This window comes from Kribbella solani, from assembly GCF_014205295.1.
In the GTDB taxonomy this organism is placed as follows: domain Bacteria; phylum Actinomycetota; class Actinomycetes; order Propionibacteriales; family Kribbellaceae; genus Kribbella; species Kribbella solani.
Genome location: NZ_JACHNF010000001.1, coordinates 7,169,857 through 7,188,125 on the forward strand (window position 1 = coordinate 7,169,857; position 18,269 = coordinate 7,188,125).

Annotated in this window: 20 protein-coding genes and 1 tRNA gene; 10 read left to right on the forward strand and 11 right to left on the reverse strand. The window is 66.6% G+C overall.

Annotated elements, in window-relative coordinates:
- Positions 1-9 precede the first annotated feature (9 nt).
- The 4 genes from HDA44_RS33275 to HDA44_RS33290 all read left to right on the forward strand — a co-directional run bounded on the left by HDA44_RS33275 (position 10) and on the right by HDA44_RS33290 (position 3,111).
- Complete coding sequence (locus HDA44_RS33275; RefSeq protein ID WP_184841297.1) at positions 10-651, forward strand: FtsB family cell division protein; 642 nt, start codon at positions 10-12, stop codon at positions 649-651.
- Positions 648-1,148, forward strand: a complete 501-nt coding sequence (locus HDA44_RS33280) for a DUF501 domain-containing protein (protein ID WP_184841298.1) — start codon at positions 648-650, stop codon at positions 1,146-1,148. The genes HDA44_RS33275 and HDA44_RS33280 overlap by 4 nt, the downstream gene beginning before the upstream one ends.
- The gene (locus HDA44_RS33285) at positions 1,141-2,181 is read left to right on the forward strand and encodes a Ppx/GppA family phosphatase (RefSeq protein ID WP_184841299.1); all 1,041 of its coding nucleotides are present in this window, start codon (positions 1,141-1,143) and stop codon (positions 2,179-2,181) included. The genes HDA44_RS33280 and HDA44_RS33285 overlap by 8 nt, the downstream gene beginning before the upstream one ends.
- Before the next feature lie 78 nt (positions 2,182-2,259).
- Positions 2,260-3,111 (forward strand): uracil-DNA glycosylase, encoded by an 852-nt coding sequence (locus HDA44_RS33290; protein ID WP_184841300.1) that lies wholly within the window; start codon positions 2,260-2,262, stop codon positions 3,109-3,111.
- Position 3,112: 1 nt separating this feature from the next.
- Here the strand turns inward: HDA44_RS33290 and HDA44_RS33295 are convergent.
- The 3 genes from HDA44_RS33295 to HDA44_RS33305 form a co-directional block, all read right to left on the reverse strand.
- A tRNA-Leu gene (locus HDA44_RS33295) sits at positions 3,113-3,193 on the reverse strand.
- A 40-nt stretch (positions 3,194-3,233) separates the two neighbouring features.
- Entirely contained in the window at positions 3,234-3,785 is a 552-nt protein-coding gene (gene def / locus HDA44_RS33300) for a peptide deformylase (RefSeq protein WP_337906702.1), read from the reverse strand.
- 2 nt (positions 3,786-3,787) lie between these two features.
- Entirely contained in the window at positions 3,788-4,294 is a 507-nt protein-coding gene (locus tag HDA44_RS33305) for a glycine cleavage system transcriptional repressor (protein WP_184841302.1), read from the reverse strand.
- Between the two features lie 104 nt (positions 4,295-4,398).
- On the opposite strand from HDA44_RS33305, the gene HDA44_RS33310 reads away from it, so the two are divergent.
- Both HDA44_RS33310 and HDA44_RS33315 read left to right on the forward strand, forming a co-directional pair.
- Entirely contained in the window at positions 4,399-5,547 is a 1,149-nt protein-coding gene (locus tag HDA44_RS33310; protein WP_184841303.1) for a sensor histidine kinase, read from the forward strand.
- Between the two features lie 76 nt (positions 5,548-5,623).
- On the forward strand, positions 5,624-6,283 hold the full coding sequence (locus HDA44_RS33315) for a response regulator (protein WP_184841305.1): 660 nt from the start codon (positions 5,624-5,626) through the stop codon (positions 6,281-6,283).
- Positions 6,284-6,526: 243 nt separating this feature from the next.
- On the opposite strand, the gene HDA44_RS33325 is transcribed toward HDA44_RS33315, so the two are convergent.
- Positions 6,527-6,988 carry a nitroreductase/quinone reductase family protein gene (locus HDA44_RS33325; protein ID WP_184841307.1) on the reverse strand — a complete coding sequence of 154 codons (462 nt, stop codon included), beginning with the start codon at positions 6,986-6,988 and terminating at the stop codon, positions 6,527-6,529.
- An 84-nt stretch (positions 6,989-7,072) separates the two neighbouring features.
- Entirely contained in the window at positions 7,073-8,380 is a 1,308-nt protein-coding gene (locus HDA44_RS33330) for an NAD(P)/FAD-dependent oxidoreductase (RefSeq protein ID WP_184841310.1), read from the reverse strand.
- Between the two features lie 279 nt (positions 8,381-8,659).
- On the opposite strand from HDA44_RS33330, the gene HDA44_RS33335 reads away from it, so the two are divergent.
- Positions 8,660-9,409, forward strand: a complete 750-nt coding sequence (locus HDA44_RS33335; protein ID WP_184841312.1) for a DUF4118 domain-containing protein — start codon at positions 8,660-8,662, stop codon at positions 9,407-9,409.
- Between the two features lie 145 nt (positions 9,410-9,554).
- Positions 9,555-10,385, forward strand: a complete 831-nt coding sequence (locus tag HDA44_RS33340; protein WP_184841314.1) for a Bax inhibitor-1/YccA family protein — start codon at positions 9,555-9,557, stop codon at positions 10,383-10,385.
- 371 nt (positions 10,386-10,756) lie between these two features.
- Here the strand turns inward: HDA44_RS33340 and HDA44_RS33345 are convergent, their stop codons facing one another.
- Positions 10,757-10,987 (reverse strand): DUF4287 domain-containing protein, encoded by a 231-nt coding sequence (locus HDA44_RS33345; protein ID WP_134108161.1) that lies wholly within the window; start codon positions 10,985-10,987, stop codon positions 10,757-10,759.
- 114 nt (positions 10,988-11,101) lie between these two features.
- On the reverse strand, positions 11,102-12,148 hold the full coding sequence (locus HDA44_RS33350; protein WP_184841316.1) for an SGNH/GDSL hydrolase family protein: 1,047 nt from the start codon (positions 12,146-12,148) through the stop codon (positions 11,102-11,104).
- 76 nt (positions 12,149-12,224) lie between these two features.
- Between HDA44_RS33350 and HDA44_RS33355 the strand changes: the two genes are divergently transcribed.
- The gene (locus HDA44_RS33355; protein WP_184841318.1) at positions 12,225-13,598 is read left to right on the forward strand and encodes a cystathionine beta-synthase; all 1,374 of its coding nucleotides are present in this window, start codon (positions 12,225-12,227) and stop codon (positions 13,596-13,598) included.
- A 652-nt stretch (positions 13,599-14,250) separates the two neighbouring features.
- Here the strand turns inward: HDA44_RS33355 and HDA44_RS33360 are convergent.
- The 4 genes from HDA44_RS33360 to HDA44_RS33375 form a co-directional block, all read right to left on the reverse strand.
- The gene (locus tag HDA44_RS33360) at positions 14,251-14,679 is read right to left on the reverse strand and encodes an Imm1 family immunity protein (RefSeq protein ID WP_184841320.1); all 429 of its coding nucleotides are present in this window, start codon (positions 14,677-14,679) and stop codon (positions 14,251-14,253) included.
- 24 nt (positions 14,680-14,703) lie between these two features.
- A complete protein-coding gene (locus HDA44_RS33365; RefSeq protein WP_184841322.1) occupies positions 14,704-15,432 on the reverse strand; it encodes a DddA-like double-stranded DNA deaminase toxin in 729 nt (242 codons plus the stop codon).
- A 12-nt stretch (positions 15,433-15,444) separates the two neighbouring features.
- Positions 15,445-15,705 (reverse strand): hypothetical protein, encoded by a 261-nt coding sequence (locus HDA44_RS33370; protein ID WP_184841324.1) that lies wholly within the window; start codon positions 15,703-15,705, stop codon positions 15,445-15,447.
- Between the two features lie 404 nt (positions 15,706-16,109).
- Positions 16,110-16,415, reverse strand: a complete 306-nt coding sequence (locus HDA44_RS33375; RefSeq protein WP_184841326.1) for a hypothetical protein — start codon at positions 16,413-16,415, stop codon at positions 16,110-16,112.
- 530 nt (positions 16,416-16,945) lie between these two features.
- Here HDA44_RS33375 and HDA44_RS33380 point away from each other — a divergent pair.
- Entirely contained in the window at positions 16,946-18,184 is a 1,239-nt protein-coding gene (locus HDA44_RS33380; RefSeq protein ID WP_184841328.1) for a helix-turn-helix domain-containing protein, read from the forward strand.
- The last annotated feature ends 85 nt before the right edge of the window (positions 18,185-18,269 follow it).

The following is an 18,269-nucleotide window of genomic DNA, read 5'->3' on the forward strand; positions in this document are numbered from 1 at the left end:
TCGCAAGGCATGCCGTCCCGTCGGGATACCGGTGCACGACCCGGCTCGCGTCCGTCGAGCCGGACCCAGTCGCGTCCGCAGCGCAATGCCTTCGGCCCCGCCCCGACCCGCCCCGCCCGGCGGGGCGACCAGCCCAAGCGGCGTACGACGGGTGCCGCGGCCGGTCCGGCGCGCACCCGCGGGTCGCGCAACCTGACCGGCCGGGCGGCCGTCGTGCTGCTCGTACTCGGCGCGCTGATCGTGTCGTACGCGCAGAGCCTGCGGGTGTGGTTCGACCAGCACCAGCAGGTCAGCGCGCTGAACCAGGAGATCCGCGACCGGGAGAAACGGGTCGCGGAGCTGAACGACGAGATCGCCCGCTGGGACGACGACGCGTACGTGAAGGCGCAGGCGCGGCAGCGGCTCGGCTGGGTGATGCCGGGTGAGGTCGGCTACCGGGTGATCGGCGCGGACGGGAAGCCGGTCGGCGCCCCGCCGGAGCCGTCGGCGCCGTCCGACGGTGCGGCCGAGACGCAGAAGCCGACCTGGTACACGAAGCTGTGGGGCAGCGTCGAGGGCGCCGGCAAACCACCGGCGGCGGCGACCCCGCCGGCCCGGACCCAACCCACCCCGAAGACGATCCTGACGCCGCCGCCTAAGGTAACCAGGTGAGCGTCAGTCCTTCCGGCCAGGTCAGCCCTTCGGATCAAGAAGCAGTCAGCAAGCAGCTCGGGCGTACCGCGCGGGGGATCCGTTCGATCGCGCACCGGTGCACCTGCGGTCTCCCCGATGTGGTCGAGACCGAGCCGCGGTTGCCGGACGGTACGCCGTTCCCGACCACGTACTACGTCACCTGCCCGCGACTCGCGTCCGCGATCGGAACGCTGGAGTCGTCCGGGCTGATGAAGGACATGACCGACCGGTTGGCGGATGACCCGGAGCTGGCCGAGCGGTACCGGGGCGCACATGAGGCGTACCTGGCGCACCGCGAGTCGATCGACCACGTCGCGGAGATCAGCGGGATCTCCGCGGGTGGGATGCCGACGCGGGTGAAGTGCTTGCATGTGCTCGCCGGTCATTCGCTGGCCGCCGGGCGCGGGGTGAACCCGCTGGGCGACGAAACCCTCGACGCCCTGGAGGACTGGGGCCGCCGAGGTCCGTGTGTCTGAGGACGTCACCAGAGTCGCGGCAATCGACTGCGGTACGAACTCGATCCGCCTGCTGATCGCCGATGTGCGCGCTGGCCAACTTACCGAGGTTGATCGGCGGATGATGATTGTGCGGCTCGGTCAGGGGGTGGATGCGACTGGCGCGTTCGCTCCCGAGGCGCTGGAGCGGGTTTTCCGGGCCGCCGACGAGTACGCCGAGGTGATCCGCTCCACCGGCGCCACCCGCGTACGCTTCGTCGCCACCTCAGCCGCCCGCGACGTCAGCAACCGCGACGCCTTCCTCGAAGGAATCCAGTCCCGCCTCGGCACCACCCCCGAAATCATCACCGGCCCCCAAGAAGCCCACCTAACCTTCCAGGGCGCCACCCAGTCGCTCCCCGCCCTGACCCCGACATCCGGCGCCGCTGGTGAGCCGGTAGTACCCGGGCCATACCTGGTAGCCGACATCGGCGGCGGCTCAACCGAACTGATCCTCGGCAACTCCACTCCCACCGCCCGCACCGCCTCAGCCGACCGCGCCTCCGCCGACCGCCCCGCGTACGCCGACCGGCGTCGCGCTGGTGCGTCGGGCGTCATCGCCGCCGAGTCGCTTGACCTCGGCTCTGTCCGGCTCACCGAGCGTCATGTCACCACCGACCCGACCAACCCCGCCGAGCTCGCCGCGATCGCCCGCGACATCGACGCCCTGCTCGACCACACCACAGTCCCCATCGCCGACGCCCGCGCCCTGGTCGCCGTAGCCGGCACCGCGACCACCGTCGCCGCGGTCGCCCTCAACCTCCCCGAGTACGACCGCGCCGCCGTACACCACGCCCAACTATCAGCCGACGCCCTCCGCGCCGCCACCACCTGGCTGACCACCACCACCCGCGCCGACCGCGCCGCCGTACGCTCCATCCACCCCGGCCGGGTTGACGTCATCGGCGCCGGCGCCCTCATCCTCCAACACCTCTTCGACCGCCTCCCCATCACCACCCTCACCATCTCCGAACACGACATCCTCGACGGCGTAGCCCTCTCCCTGGCGGACTGACGGGTTGTTTCACCACTGACCGGTTGTAGTAGGTCACCGGTGAAACAAATGGCCAGCGGTAGTCTCTAGTCTGGGGCTATGGAGCTGCCGCATCCGTTGACTGGGGAGTTGTTTGGTAGTCCGGTGCCGCCGGGGGCTGGGTGGCCGGGGGATCCGGCGGTGCGGGGTACTCGGGTTGCGCGCGATGCGGATGAGGTTGTGCGGTTGGCGCGGACCGGGGAACTGCATGAGCTTGATGCTCGGGTTTCGGTTTGCCGTGCTTGTCCGCGGCTGGTGGAGTGGCGGGAGGATGTTGCCGTCAGCAAGCGGAAGTCGTTCGCGGATCAGCCGTACTGGGGCCGTCCGATTCCCGGGTGGGGTGCCGACGAGCCGCGGATTCTGATCGCCGGCCTGGCTCCGGCGGCGAACGGTGGGAACCGGACCGGCCGTGTCTTCACCGGGGACCGCTCCGGCGACTGGCTGTTCGCGAGCCTGTACCGGGTCGGTCTGGCCAACCAGCCGACCAGCGAACACGCCGGCGACGGCCTGCGCCTGATCGGTACCCGGATGATCGCCGCCGTCCGCTGCGCGCCACCCGCCAACAAACCCACTCCGGCCGAACGCGACACCTGCGCCCCTTGGTACAACCGCGAACTGGAGTTGGTCCTCCCCACGACCAAGGCCATCGTCTGCCTGGGCAAGTTCGGCTTCGACGCCCTCCTCACCGCCCTGGCCGCCCTCGGCACGACCGTCCCCAAACCCCGCCCCAAGTTCGGCCACGCCGCCGAGTACCTGATCAAAACCCCGCACGGCGACCTGACCGTCCTGGCCAGCTTCCACCCCAGCCAGCAGAACACCTTCACCGGCAAACTCACCGAACCGATGCTCGACCAGGTCCTGACCCGAGCCAAAACCCTGGCCGGCCTGGATGGTCCGGCGATCGCCGGATGAGTGCCCGGGACGGGATTCGAACCCGTACGCCTTTCGGCTGGGAGGTTTAAGCTCCCTGCGTCTGCCGTTCCGCCACCCGGGCGCTCCGGACGAGAGTACTCGGTGGAGGGCGTTTCGGAACTCTACTGGTAGACCTTTCGGGGATACACGGCGTGGGCGCCGGCGACGCGGTCCAGGAAGAGTTTGCCGGCGCAGTGGTCGATCTCGTGCTGGAGGGCGCGGGCCTCGAAGCCGTCGGTGCTGATGGTGACCGGTTCGGTGCCGCCGGGGAGTACGCCGGTGACGGTCAGCCGGGTGGCGCGTTTGACGTCGCCGGTGAAGTCGGGGACGGACATGCAGCCCTCGCGGGCCTTCTCGTTCCGGCTGGACTCGACGATCTCGGCGTTGCAGAGCACGAAGACCCCATGGCACGTACGCGTCTTGGGGTGCCCGCTGACGTCGAGCGAGAACATCTGCGCGGCCACGCCCACCTGCGGCGCGGCCAGGCCGACACAGCCGGGGGAGACCCGCATCGTCGCGACCAGGTCGGCGGCGAGCTGGATCATTTCGGGATCGCGCGGGTCGACGACCGCGCCCTCGGTCGCGAGCACCGGATGCGGGGCGCGGACCACGTCAAGTACGCGGCCCTGAACGCCGAGCAGTTCCGGGGACCAGCCGGAGATCACCTCGGTCACGGTCACAGCTCGTCGCTCTCGGCGGGGCGCAACGTGACGCCGACCCCGAGCTCTTCGGCGGTGATCTCGAGCGCGCGGTTCAGCGTCGTCAGCTCGGCGGCCGGCGGCAGCTCGACCTCGGCGGTCAGTACGTACAGCCCGCCGCTCAGCCGCGTCGACATGTCCGTGACCGTACCGCCGGCGGCCGCGACCATCCGGGTCACCGCCGACACGATCCCGGGCCGGTCCGCGCCGTGCACGCTCAGCAGGTACGGCGCGCCGATCGCCGCGTGCCGGTGCTCCGGACCCATTTCCCGGACCGTGATGACCAGCTCGCCCCGCAACGGCTCCAGCGCCGCCTTCACCTCGTCGTACGGCCCGGCGCACACGATCATCATCGCGAAGTGGCCGCGCAGCAGCGTCATGGTCGAGTCCTCGAGGTTCACACCGGTACCGACCAGTGCCTCGGTGACGTCCGCGATGATTCCCGGCCGGTCCGGACCGATGACGGTGACTGCGAGCTGACTCATGCCCGGCAACCTACCGCCGACCTAAGTACCGAAGACAAACGACTTCGGTATGCGGACACGGGCGTACGCCCCGGCAACCGCTTACGCACCGCTACATTCGAGCTATGAGCGAGCTTCCGGCCGGGCCTTCCAGCAAGCCCGCGCGCCCGCGCCGCAGCGCCCGCGACTGGGTCGTGGACAGTGTCGCGTTCGCGGTCGCGGTGCTGATCGGGCTGGTGCTGTACACCGACGGTGAGCAGGATTCGGTCAGTCATTGGCTGCTCGCGGCCGACTTCTACGTCGGGATGGCCTTCTGCCTGACGCTCTGGTTCCGGCGGCGCTGGCCGGTGCAGCTCGCGCTGGTCGGGGCCGTGGTGTCCGCGTTCTCCGAGTCGTCCGGTATCGCGGCGCTGATGATGATCCTGACGGTGGCGATCTACCGGCCGTTCCGGATCACGTTGCTGGTGTTCGCCGCCAACGCGGTCTGCCTGCTGGCGTACATCGAGATCCGGAACAAGCCGGACGACCCGGCGGCGGTGCTGATCACAGCCGCGGCCCTGTACGTGGCGGTGGCCGGCTGGGGTCTGTACATCCGATCGCGTCGCCAGCTGCTGCAGACGTTGCGGGACCGCGCGGACCGGGCCGAGACGGTGGCCCGGCTGGAGGCGGAACAGGGGCAGCTCCGGGCGCGCGAGGAGATCGCGCGCGAGATGCATGACGTACTCGGGCATCGCTTGTCGTTACTGAGCGTGCACGCCGGCGCGCTCGCGTACCGGCCGGACGCGTCCACCGAGGAGGTCGCCGGTGCCGCCGAGATCATCCGCGCCAGCGCGCATCAGGCGCTGCAGGACCTGCGCGAGGTGATCGGCGTGCTGCGCGCACCGGTCGGCGAGTTGCCGCATCCGGCGTTCGCGGACCTGCCGGCCCTGGTCGAGGGCTCCCGCGCGGCCGGTATCCCGGTGGAACTCACCCTCGACGCGCCGGGCGCGCTGCCGGAGCACGTCGGGCGTACGGCGTACCGGATCGTGCAGGAAGGACTCACCAACGCCGTCAAACACGCGCCGGGCGAACCGGTACGGATCAGCGTGACCGGTGCCCCCGGCAACGGATTGTCGGTCGAGCTGGTCAACCCCGCACCCAACCGCCGCCGAGGAGACGGCCAGGGTTTGAAGGGCCTCAGCGAACGCGCCGCCCTGGTAGAAGGCCGCGTCGAACACGGCCGCACCCCCGAAGGCGACTTCCGCCTCTACGCCTGGTTACCGTGGCCCGCATGACCGAGCGAAGCGAGGGCATCATCAAGCGCAGCCCATTTTGTGCCTCAGCCGCGCCCGGAGCGAAGCGAGGACGTGGATGAGTATTCGGGTGCTTATCATCGACGATGATCCGCTGTTGCGTGCTGGGCTGAAGTTGATGCTGGGTGGCGCGGAGGACATTCGGGTGGTCGGCGAAGCCGGGGACGGTACGGGCGTACAAGGGCTGATCGATCGACTCGCGCCGGATGTCATCTTGATGGACATCCGCATGCCCGGTACGGACGGGCTGACCGCGACCGAGGCGGTGCGACGGCGGCCGGGAGCGCCGGAGGTCGTCATCCTGACCACCTTCGACGCCGACGAGCATGTGCTGCGCGCGCTTCGCGCCGGCGCGGCCGGGTTCGTCCTCAAGGACACGCCACCCGCGGAGATCGTCGAGTCGGTACGGCGGGTGGTCGCCGGCCAGCCGGTGCTCTCCCCGGCGGTGACGAAACGCCTGATCACCCGGGTCGCGGACGCCGGCCAGGATCACCGCAAGACCAAGGCGGCGGCCCGGATCGCCGAGCTGAACGACCGCGAGCGCGAGATCGCCGTCGCGGTGGGGGAGGGGAAGTCGAACGCCGAGATCAGCGCGACGCTCTACCTCAGCGTCCCGACGGTGAAGACGCACGTCTCCCGGATCCTGACCAAGCTGGACCTGAACAACCGGGTCCAGATCGCCCTCCTCGTCCACGACGCCGGCCTCCTCCACGACTGACCCGCGCCCCCGCACCCCCGACTGACCCGCGTCCCCCGACGTCCCCGGCTGACCCGCGTCCCCCGACGTCCCCGGCTGACCCGCGTCCCCCGACGTCCCCGGCTGACCCGCGTCCCCCGACGTCCCCGGCTGACCTGCGGTCCCGGCTGGCCGGTGTCACCGACTGACCGACGTCCGGCTGACCCGTGTCCCGGCTGACCCGTGTCCCGGTTGACCGGTGTCACTGGTTGAGCGAGTCGGTGGTCAGCGCGGTTCGAGGATTACTACGGCGGTGGGTTTCGAGCGCCGTGCTGCCCAGGCGTCGAGGTGCTTGTCGATCTGCTGCCAGCGGGCCCACAGCCGGGTCCGCTCCTCGCCCTCCGCGGCGCGTCCCCGCACCGGCCGCTTCCCGTCGGCGACGACAACCTCGGCGTCCGGGTGCGCTTGCAGGTTCAGCCACCAGGCAGGCTCCGGATCCTCCCAACCGTTCATCGCCATCGTGACCAGGTTCGGTCCGTCCTCGAAGTACCCGAGGATCACGCCGCGCGGCTCACCGGTGCGCCGGCCGGGCACGGTCAGGTGCAGGGTGCCGTAGTGCTCGTCGTCTCGTGGTAGCGACAGGCCGAGCCGGCCGCCACTCCTGTTGTAGATACCACGATGGATCTTCCAGGCCAGCCACTTCACCCAGCGCGGTGGCAGCCACCCGGTCCGTTCCGCAGCACTCATGCCCCCTCCAGACACTCATGTGGTGTCCAGGGTGACAGAAGGCCGGGCCCCCGGCGAGTTGGAGGCCCGGCCGATCAGGTGGTGTTACGACTGCGTCGCCCGCTGGAACTCCTCGTTCGGCGTCTGCAGGCTGCCGAGGCTGGTGACCTCGCGGCGGAAGAACAGCGCCAGTGTCCAGTCGAGGATGACCCGCATCTTCCGGTTGAAGGTCGGTACCCGGGAGACGTGGTACGTCCGGTGCAGGAACCAGGCCAGCCAGCCCTTCACCTTCACGCCGTACAGCTGGGCGACGCCCTTGTGCAGGCCGAGGCTCGCGACCGAGCCGACGTACTTGTGCTCGTAGTCCTGCGGCGGCTGACCGTCCACGACCCGGAGGATGTTCGCGGCGAGCCGCCGCGCCTGCCGGACCGCGTGCTGCGCGTTCGGGGCGCAGTACGTGCCGGCCGGGCCGGTCAGGTCGGGTACGGCGGCGTTGTCGCCCGCGGTCCAGGCGTCCTCGACGCCCTCGATCCGCAGGTTCGCGAGGGTCTTGACCCGGCCCTTCTCGTCCAGCGGGAAGTCGGTCGCGGCCAGTGCCGGGTTGGCCTTCACGCCGGCCGTCCAGACGATCGTGTCGGCGTCGAACTCGTCGCCGTCGCTGAGGATCACGCGACCCTTCTCGCAGGACTCCAGCCGGGTCTCCAGCCGGATCTCCATGTTCCGCTTGCGCAGCTGGTCGACGGTGTACTTGCCGAGTTCCTCACCGACCTCGGGCAGGATCCGCCCGGTCGCCTCGACCAGTACCCAGCGCATGTCCTCGGGGTTGATGTTGTCATAGTACCTGGTCGCGTACCGGGCCATGTCCTCGAGCTCGGCGAACGCTTCCACGCCGGCGTACCCACCGCCGACGAAGACGAACGTGAGCGCGGACTTGCGCAGCACCGGGTCGGGTTGCGACGACGCGACATCGAGCCGGTCCAGCACCTTGTTCCGGAGCGCGATCGCCTCTTCGACGTTCTTGAACCCGGTCGCCTCCTCGGCCAGACCGGGGATCGGCAGCGTACGCGCGATCGAACCGAGGGCGACGACGATCTGGTCGTACGCGAGCTCGTACGCCGGGCCTTCCTCGGGCAGCACCTTGGCGACCTTGCCGGCGTGGTCGATCCCGGTCACCCGGCCGGTCACCACCCGGCAGCCCTTGAGGGTCTTGCGCAGCGGCACCACGACGTGCCGCGGCTCCACCGATCCGGCCGCGGCTTCGGGCAGGAACGGCTGGTAGGTCATCACCGAGCGCGGGTCGACCACGGTGACCCGGATCCGGCCCTTGCGGGCGGCGCGGCGCAGGCCGTACGCGGTGTACATCCCGACGTAACCGCCTCCGACGACGAGGATGTGCGGCACCTGGGCTGTCATGCGGTTCACTCTCCCTGAGTGGATCTCCGACTTCATGTTCACTTCAACGCTAAGCGCTCGTGAAAGATTTCACAAACCATCGTGGGAGTGATCTCACCTACCGAACATCCCCCGCTGGAGGGAGTACCCATTCCCTCATGGTGGGGTCACCGACACGTCCGCGACCAGTACCCGGCCGAGCCGTCACGCAACCGCAAGCCCGGCCGGCGCCGCCGGATCGGTGGTAGACCTTCGTCAGAGGTGTTGCTCAGGTACGGGGTAGTGCGCGTCAATAGGGGGGTGGAGAGCTACCGCACCCCGGTCCTGATTGGTTCGCTGCTGGCTCCGCCCGCGGTGTGCGCGTTGCTGACGCCATTCCGAAGTCATTTCGACAATGCGAATGCCGCGCTCGTGCTGGTGGTCGTGATCGTCGCCGTCGCGGTCTTCGGCATTCGGGTCGCGGGCGTACTCGCGGCCGTGTCCAGCGCGGTCTGGTTCGACTTCTTCCTGACCGTGCCGTACAACAGCTTCCGGATCGACAGCAGCAACGACGTCGAGCAGGCCGTACTGCTGATGGTGATCGGCGTCGCGGTCACCCAGATCGCGATCTGGGGCCGTCGGCAACAAGCCAACGCGTCCCGGCGGCGCGGGTATCTGGACGGCGTGATCACCACTTCGCAGGCGGTCGCGGCCGGTGCGTCCGCCGACGACCTGATCGAGCAGGTACGGGCCGAGCTGACCGCCGTACTGGGGATCGACGGTGTGAAATTCGTTGCTGGTAGCAAGCAAACCGAGGCGCCCCGGCTGAACCCGGACGGTACGGTGGCGCGCGGTCAGCACGTCCTGAAGGTCGAACGCGACGGCCTGCCGACGAATGCCGAGATCGAGCTGATCGTCCAGCACGCCGGTGCCACCCGCGGCCGGTTCCTGCTCACCGCCGCCAGCCGGATCGCCCGCCCCGACCTCGAACAGCGCCTGGTCGCGGTCGCGCTGGCCGACCAGGTCGGCGCCGCGCTGTCCACCCAGGAAGCAATTCACCCGCACGTCTGATCGCATCGTCAACCGATTGAGTCGTGCAACCGTTTTCCCGGGCCTGGTTTCGGTTGGAGAACAAGGGAGTAATTCTCAGATTGCGTTAAGGGTGGGGCCGTAGTATCGCGATACGACCCCGGATGTGGGTCATCAGGAGGAAAACATGCAGAGCAGTAACCCGGTGCTGAACCGGTCGAGTGCGTTCGCGCCTGGCCAGGGCCAGGCATACCCGGGCGCCGCTCCGTACGGTCAGCCAGGCGCCTATGGCTACGGCGGCACGGGCATGCCGCCGAACCAGTACCAGGGCGCTCCGGCCGCGAGCCGCCCGATGACCATGGACGACGTGATCGTCAAGACCGCGATGACGCTCGGCGTAGTCACCCTGTTCGGCGCGCTGGCCTGGTGGTTCGTACCGAAGACGCTGGTCACCCCGCTGTTCCTGGCCGGTGCGCTGGCCGCGTTCGCGATCGCGATGGTGCTGTCGTTCTCCCGGAAGATCAACCCGGCGCTGGTGATGGTGTATGCCGCGGCCGAGGGCGTCTTCCTCGGGATCGGCTCCAAGTTCATCGCCGCCTGGACCGGCGCCGGCACCGGCATCGTCGTCCAGGCCGTGCTGGCCACGCTGGTGACGACCGCGCTGACCCTGGCCACCTACAAGTACTTCCAGATCAAGGTGACGCCACGGTTCACCAAGATGGTGGTCCTGGCGACGATGGGCTTCGCCGGCGTGATCGTGATCAACCTGATCGCGAGCCTGTTCGGCTTCAACTCCGGGATCGGCGGCTTCGGCGCGATGGGCCTGCTGTTCGCCGCGATCGGCGCCGGGCTGGCGGTGTTCAACCTGATCCTGGACTTCGACATGATCGAGCAGGGCGTCCGGCACGGCGCCCCGCAGAGCGAGGCCTGGCGGGCCGCGTTCGGCCTGACGGTGACGCTGGTCTGGCTGTACTGGAACATCCTGCGCATCCTCGCCATCCTCCGCGGTGGCGACTGATCGCAGCGTCAAGCCGTAGTTGAAACAGTGGAAGGGCCGGTTCAGGTGGACCGGCCCTTCCGCCTGTTCCGGCACCAGTACAACCGGTTCGCACCGCCCCTCCGTCCGATGCATCACGGGGCGTCTTGACCCCACCCCACGCCCCACGCAGTACACCCACCGGGCACTCCACACCCACCGGGCGCTCCCCGTGAGAACCCACCGTGCATTTCAACGGCCGATGGGTACGCGGTGGCTTCCCAAAGCGCGCCGGGCGGCGGGTACTCGGGACGGGGCCGGCGGCGCGGTTGGTGATTGGCTGGGCCGGGAACGTGAAAGACCTGCCCCTCCACCTGAAAGGGCAGGTCTTGCCGGGTTGTCTCCTTTGCGGTTCAGCCCATTCGCCGGTGCGCCTTGACCAGATCGAACTCGTGGACGATGGCGGTGGCGTGCCCGTGCGCGAGTTCGTACTCGCTGGAGAGCCATCGCACTCTGTCGTCGAAGCGCAGGAACGACGGTCCGTCGTTCATCAGCTGGAACCACTCGGTCATCTGGCGTCCGGTGCACCTGGGCACTGCCTCCACCAAACGCTGGTGCGTCTCCTCGGAGTGGTTCAAGCCCATCTTCGCCTCCCGTCATCGGGGTACCGCGTAGTTATCGACTGTGCACCAACCGGACGCCGGTTATCAAGACTCCGGCCAGGAAACTCGCCGCTCAGCGGACGCACAACCCTGTAACTACTGGCCGACCGGCACGCTTTCGCCGCGGTCGGTGGTGTTGCCGGCGTCCGCGGTGTCCGGCTCGACCCGATCGACATCGGCCTTCGGGTGCCGGCGGCGGTGCCGCAACGAGGCCCAGCGACCGCGCGGTCCGCGCTCCCGGCCGGCCACCTCGGTGGCGGCGACCTCGGTACCGGCCCGGCGGGCGGCCTGGACCGCGGCGTCCGCGACCGGCAGGATCGCCTCGCCACGGAACGGCTCCGGGTGGACCATCGACTCCGGCCCGACCCCCATCGCGGCCGCGACCGACGGCAGCAGCGCCGCCGACGCCGCGGCGTACCCGGTCGCCGACGGGTGGAAGTTGTCCCGCCCCCACATCGACGGATCGGTCCGGAACACCTCGCCGAGCAACGAGCCGAGCGACACCGAGCGGCCGCCGGCCTCGACCACCGCGATCGTCTGCGCGGCCGCCAGCCGGTGACTCCAGGACCGGGCCACCCAGCGCAGCGGCGGCACGATCGGCGGAACCACGCCGAGGTCCGGGCAGGTACCCACCACCACCTCGCAGTTCGCGGCGCGCAGCCGGCGGACCGCGGTGGCGAGCAGCCGGACCGAGGTCGACGGCGGCATCTTCGCCTTCACGTCGTTCGCGCCGATCAGGATCACGGCGACATGCGGCCCGGCCTGCAGCGCGGTGTCCACCTGCACGGCGAGATCGGTCGACTTCGCGCCGGTCTTCGACACGTCGACCAGCCGGACCGGACGCTCGGCCAGCTCGGCGAGGCCGGAGGCGAGCATCACCCCGGGCGTCTCGTCCGGCGACTCGGTGCCGTACCCCGCGGCACTGGAGTCGCCGAGCATGGCGAACGTGACCGGATGTCCTGGGAACCGGCCGTACAGACCGTTGCCCGGAGTTGGGTAGTAGCGCATCGGCCCGATCACACGCTTCACGTACTCGGCCTCTGCGGTCAGTACGCCGTAAACGGTGGCACCGATGAGTCCGAGTCCCCCGCCCCCGAAGGCTGCGGCCTGGGCCAGCTTCTTCGCTGCCCGGGCTTTACTCATGTAATAAGCATTACACGCTGTTATCGCGATGCAAGTGAAAATAGGGCAACGGCGCTCGTATCACTACAGTAAAGATGTGCGCTACGCAGAATCACTCCTGGACCTGGTCGGCAACACCCCGCTGGTGCGGCTGACGAAGACGGCCGACGGTGCGCGGCCGCTGGTACTCGCCAAGGTCGAGTACTTCAACCCCGGCGGCTCGGTGAAGGACCGGATCGCGGTCCGGATGATCGAGGCCGCGGAGGCGTCCGGTGAGCTCAAGCCCGGCGGCACGATCGTCGAGCCGACGTCGGGCAACACCGGCGTCGGGCTGGCGATGGTCGCGCAGCAGAAGGGCTACAAGTGCGTCTTCGTCTGCCCGGACAAGGTCAGCGAGGACAAGCGCAACGTCCTCAAGGCGTACGGCGCCGAGGTCGTGGTCTGCCCGACCGCGGTCGCGCCGGAACACCCGGACTCGTACTACAACGTGTCCGATCGGCTGGTCCGCGAGATCCCCGGCGCCTGGAAGCCCAACCAGTACGCCAACCAGAACAACCCGCGTTCGCACTACGAGACCACCGGCCCGGAGCTGTGGGAGCAGACCGAGGGCAAGATCACGCACTTCGTCGCGGGCGTCGGTACCGGCGGCACGATCAGCGGCACCGGCAAGTACCTGAAGGAGGTGTCCGGTGGCCGCGTACAGATCATCGGCGCGGACCCGGAGGGTTCGGTGTACTCGGGCGGTACCGGCCGTCCGTACCTGGTCGAGGGCGTCGGTGAGGACTTCTGGCCGGAGACGTACGACCGGGACATCTGCGACCGGGTGATCGAGGTGTCCGACGCGGACTCGTTCGCGCTGACCCGGCGGCTCGCCCGCGAAGAGGCGATGCTGGTCGGCGGCTCCGCCGGGATGGCGGCCGCGGCGGCGATCCGGCTGGCGCACGAGCTGGACGACCCGGACGCGGTCATCGTCGTACTGCTGCCGGACGGCGGCCGTGGTTACCTGACCAAGGTGTTCAACGACGACTGGCTCGCGCAGTACGGCTTCCTCGCGCACACCCGGCAGGGCGCGACGCTCGGCGACATCCTGGCCCGCAAGGACGGCAGCCTGCCCGGCATGGTGCACACCCACCCGCACGAGACGATCGCCGAAGCGGTCGCGATCCTGCGTGAGTACGGCGTATCGCAGATGCCCGTCGTCCGGGCCGAGCCGCCGGTGATGGCGGCCGAGGTAGCCGGCGCGGTGTCGGAGCGGACGCTGATGGACGCGCTGTACTCCGGCAAGGCGCGGCTGGCCGACATGGTCGAGCAGCACATGGACCCGGCACTGCCGTCCCTGGGCGCCGGCGAACCGGTGACCAGGGCGGTCGAACTGCTCGAAGGACGCGACGCCCTGATGGTGCTCGACGACGGCAAGCCGGTGGGCGTACTGACCCGGCAGGACCTGCTGGTCCATCTGTCCGCCGACTGACTCCCCGTTCCCGCCCGACGACGTCGCGCGGTTCCCGGGAAGACTTAGCGGTCCACGACCGACGGGATGATGGCGATCAGCGCGGTGATCACAATGCCGACCACAACCACTGCCGCTCCGAGAATCTGAAGAATTTCCATACCTCAAGAATCCTCCACCACCCCTCTCCAGACATCGGCCTCCGGATCGGTCTTCCCCTCATCCCAAGGTCGTACGCCGACACACCCACCCTCCTACTAGAGGAGTCCGGGTTATCACCTAATGGACCCACCAAGGACCCCGCTCCACGGCGACTGCCTGTCGCCGCCTCCGGCGGGGTGCTGCCGCCGCGAGGTGGAGCGTCTACGCCGTGGGAACTGTGGTCGCGGGAACAGGAAAGGACACCGCTTCGCGGCGACTGCCTGTTGCCGCCTTCGGCGGGGGTGCTGCCGCCGTGAAGTGGAGCGTCTACGCCATAGGAACTGTGGTGGCGGGGACAGCTCCGCCTGCACCTACCCGTCCAACGATGTAGCCCGTGACCGCAAGCGGAACACCATCACCGCATGGGGCAGGGGATGGGAATTCCGTGAGTTGCGGTCACAGGCTACTCGTTCAAGCAGTACCTGTTCAGTTGGTGCGCTCCCTCAATTACGGCAGGAGCAAATGCCGGTCACTAGTAGACAGATTTCCAGTTCACGTCAGTTGCCCGCTTGCCAGTGGTTAGCATTTCCATGATCGCTTTGCGGATCAGCTCAACCGTGACGACTGAATCGGGCGGAAAACTCTCGTCGTGACCTTCCGAGAAGTAAGGCACATCGGCGTCGCCGTCCCTTTTGCCTTGCGCATAGAAGCTTCCATCAACGTCGGTGAATCCGAGCGCTGCCGCGGATAGTTTTGGATTGATGCCGACTCGGATCTCGTGATCAGGGAGCCCGCGCTCATTCTTCGGCCGCTCGTTGATGTACAGCGCTGCTAGATTGTTGTCGGCGTCTTTCTTTGCCTCGGCCAGAAGGTGTGCGATGAAATTCGAAACACCCGCCTCGGTTTCGACGGGCATCTCATATCCGTCAGAACCGAAATATGCACTGATCGTGAAAGTCATTCTGACCCACCGTCGCTTTCGCCTTCAAAGGTCTTCCTGTACCCACCAGGACCATAGATTACTAGCTTGGCTCCAGGTGGCAGGAATTGGGGGCAGCAGCGTGACGCAGTTGAATAGCTTGGCGCTGCAAGGAATATTGTTGAGGTAGAGCCTGGCGTACTTGATTCCTCGGTCGCGCATGTGCATTGCAAACTTGATTTCTGTGTGGGTGATTCGGTCGTAGACTGGCCATCTTTTCTCTTTGCAGAGGTCGAGTGCCTTCTTTTGCAGTTCCCCGCGTCCACTGATGAATTCCGCTGCGGTCCCGTTCTCGTCGATGTATAGCCCGGTGGTTGGTCCGTGCTGTCCGCGCTGAGGCAGCCGACGCATTACAGCTGCAACGATGTCCTCGCTCGGTTCTGAAGGATCGACATCGCTTCGATGCTGGCGGCTCGGGTCCGGCCTATTTCCGCCGCCGCTCCCGCCGCCACCGGGTGCGGCGGGCCGCTCGCCGCTGACCATTTGCTGTACCCAACCGAGCGCGATATCGGGAACTCGTCCGGCTTCATCCGCCGCCTTTTCACAGGCCCGTGCCGCCGCTTCGAGCTGGAGTGCGGCCGTGCGGGCCGCCGCATGACTTGAACCGAACCCGGCCAGATAGCCGGCGTGATCCCGGCACCGAGCTGCCATGCGTAGCAGATACCCACTCATCGCAGGAATCTGCTGAATGCTCGCTAGCAGCTCGGCGGCGACGCGCTGCAATTCGGATGGCATCAGGTGCGGCCATCAGAGTTGATCGGCATAACTTTTACAACTCTGCGCTGCGATCTGCAGGGCTTCCGCCGCGTCATTTACAGCCTTCCCAGCCGTGTCGAGTAACTGGATGATCTGGGCATCAGCATTCGTGGCCGAGCCCCGAATCAGTTGTTCCACTTGCGCACCACTCTGGGAGAACCTGATTCTAAAACCTGCAAGGCTCCCGGCTCCCTGAGTTGCGTCGGTAGACATTTGATATAGCTGCTCTTTTAGTTGCTGAATCTGCGACATGAACATTCCTCTCAACCAACGGGCGGATTCCATCTGACACAGAAGAGCGCGACCCCTTTACGTGCCATTCGGGTATCGGGGTGGCCCGCGACCGCAACGGAAACACCTTCACCACAGGGGAGCGGATAGGAGTTCCCGAGAGTTGCGGTCACGGGCCACTGTTCACAATGCGTAGCTATTCAATTGTTGTGGCCCGACATTTCCCTGATGCTCGGGCGCCAGGGAGAATGCCAGGGATTCACAATCCCCAGCTCGCCCGGGGGACTGTGGCTATTGGAAACGACGGGGCGGGTGTGTGCGCTTTCCCGCGTGCGGAGGGGGGACCGGGCGGCTACACCGCACCGCGCCCCGTCGAACGCCAGGGTGGCCGGGCAGGAGAATGCTCGCCAACCACGCTGACGGGACTATTCGACGTGTCCGGGAAACAACACCATCACTCCGAGGTTCTTGATCTCTTCCAAGATCACCGGTGGGTCGTCATGAAGATTCGAGAAGTGGTGCACTCCCGGTGTTATCAAGACTCTCTCTTTTCGGCCACGGAGCTGTCCGAGCATCGCTCTGTAGGCAATTCCATATGGCTGTATTTCCAGTTGCTCGACGAAAATTTCAGTGACTTCCAAGGATCGGAATTGAGCGAACTCCCGCATCCGCTCAATAGCCCGGTCCATTTCATCGTGCGTCACATGGCCCTGTTCCTGCAGGTACATCACAGCGAATGCCTTCGGGCATCCTCTGTCTGGTGAGTGGTCCGGCTGAGGTATGTGCTCGGCGCGTCCACCCCATTCCATTTCTGACCCTTCTTAATCGAGCCATACCACTTCGGTCGACCCGCTGTGTCCATGAACTTGCATTACGTCGTTAATGTTTGCCCATATGGAAGTAGCCTGCGGATTTCCGGGCCAGTGCAGGGCAACCGCACCGGATGACCAAACAGCCCCTTCGGCAACGACGCCAATCCCCGATATGCCGCTAATGTCGTTGTGTCGGAACAAGTGAAACCGCTTTGGTCGTTCTGTAATATTCATTCTGATTCCATCCCCCGTCGTGGTTGGCCGTGGTCGTTTCCGGCAGTGGATTCATCGCCCATTCAAAGACGACTAGCGTTTCTCCCCCTGTCATGAGGTGCGGGGGTTAACCTTGATACGAAGCCTGCAGGGGCGGTGACCCTCTGTGAAGGGCGACGCTGTCTCCAGTCGGCGGAGAGATACATTGGAGACACTGCGTGACTGACTGATCAACGATGAGTGAGGCGAGCCGGAGCATGTCGGAAGCACGGGAATCCGCGCTTGGCACTGCACTTGCAGTCAGGCGCGCCCGGCGCGGGAAGTCTCTCGCGGACCTCGCTGCGGCAACGTTCGTTTCGCGGGGCTGGATCAACAATGTGGAGGCGGGAAGGCGCTGGCCGCATTGCGATTGGGTAGAGCTTGCCGACCGGGAGCTGGGCGCGTCCGGCGAGCTAGTCGCGGTATGGCGACGTGAGAATCTGGAACGCGAACGAGAATCGGTCAGGCGTGAGGCTTTGCGAAAGAGTGAGCGCGAATCGCAACTGCTCCTGGCAGCCGAACCGGACGCGGTGGATCTGGACGAGATTAACCAGCTGATCTCTGAACTGGCGGTCACGTATCTTTCGAGTCCACCCGGCCCGATGCTCAATCAGGCAATGTCACTACGTGGCGAATTGATTCGTCGACTTTCGATTCGCAATATGAAATCTAGTCGGTTCTCTGATCTTCATGTAGGTCTCAGTCGCGTATCTGGAATACTTGCCTACGCCGCGTTGGATCTCGGTGACGCTCAGGGCGCAGCAACTCATGGTGCCGTTTCCTATAAGATGGCCGCTCAAGCTGGAGACAGCGAGCTAATGGCATGGAGTCGTGGAACACAGTCGCTGATTGCTCGATTCGACAAGGATTACGTACTCGGCCAAGAATTGATTAATGACGGAATGAAGTACGCCGGGCAAGGAACTTCGGAGATTCGATTGATCTGCGGAGCTGCTCAATGTGCTGCCAATCTTGGTGACAGCACGTCAGCAAGGGCCTTGCTTGTAGAGTCCAATCGTGAACGCGAGCGTAGTACGCAGGACGCAGTAGAGGGATTATTTGGCTTCTCTCGCGCTAAGCAGGCCTACTACTCAGCATCTTCCCTCATGTGGCTGTCTGACAATGAATCTCTTCAAGACGCCGAAACGAATGCCATGCTCGCAATCGAAACCTGGGTCAATGAACCCCCCGAGCAGCGATCTCTAGATGATGAGGCGCTTGCGCAGGTGTATCTCGCTACTGCGCGCCTAAAGATGGGAGAATTAGAAGGCGCGATGCATGCCGCGCGGACAGTGCTGGAGCTTCCGGAAGACCGACAGATCTCATGGATAGTGAATCGCCTGGCCGATCTTAGCGAGCTGCTTGGTAACGACAGGTTCAAGAATTCGAAGGTTGCCAGCAGCGCTAGAGACGAGCTGTTGTCCTACCGCACGTAGTCCAACCGTCTCGGCCGCCGGTGGGACGACCCTCACCACGCCGACCTGAGTAAGCCCGGCCTCCAAGCTTCCCGGCCCCTCGACG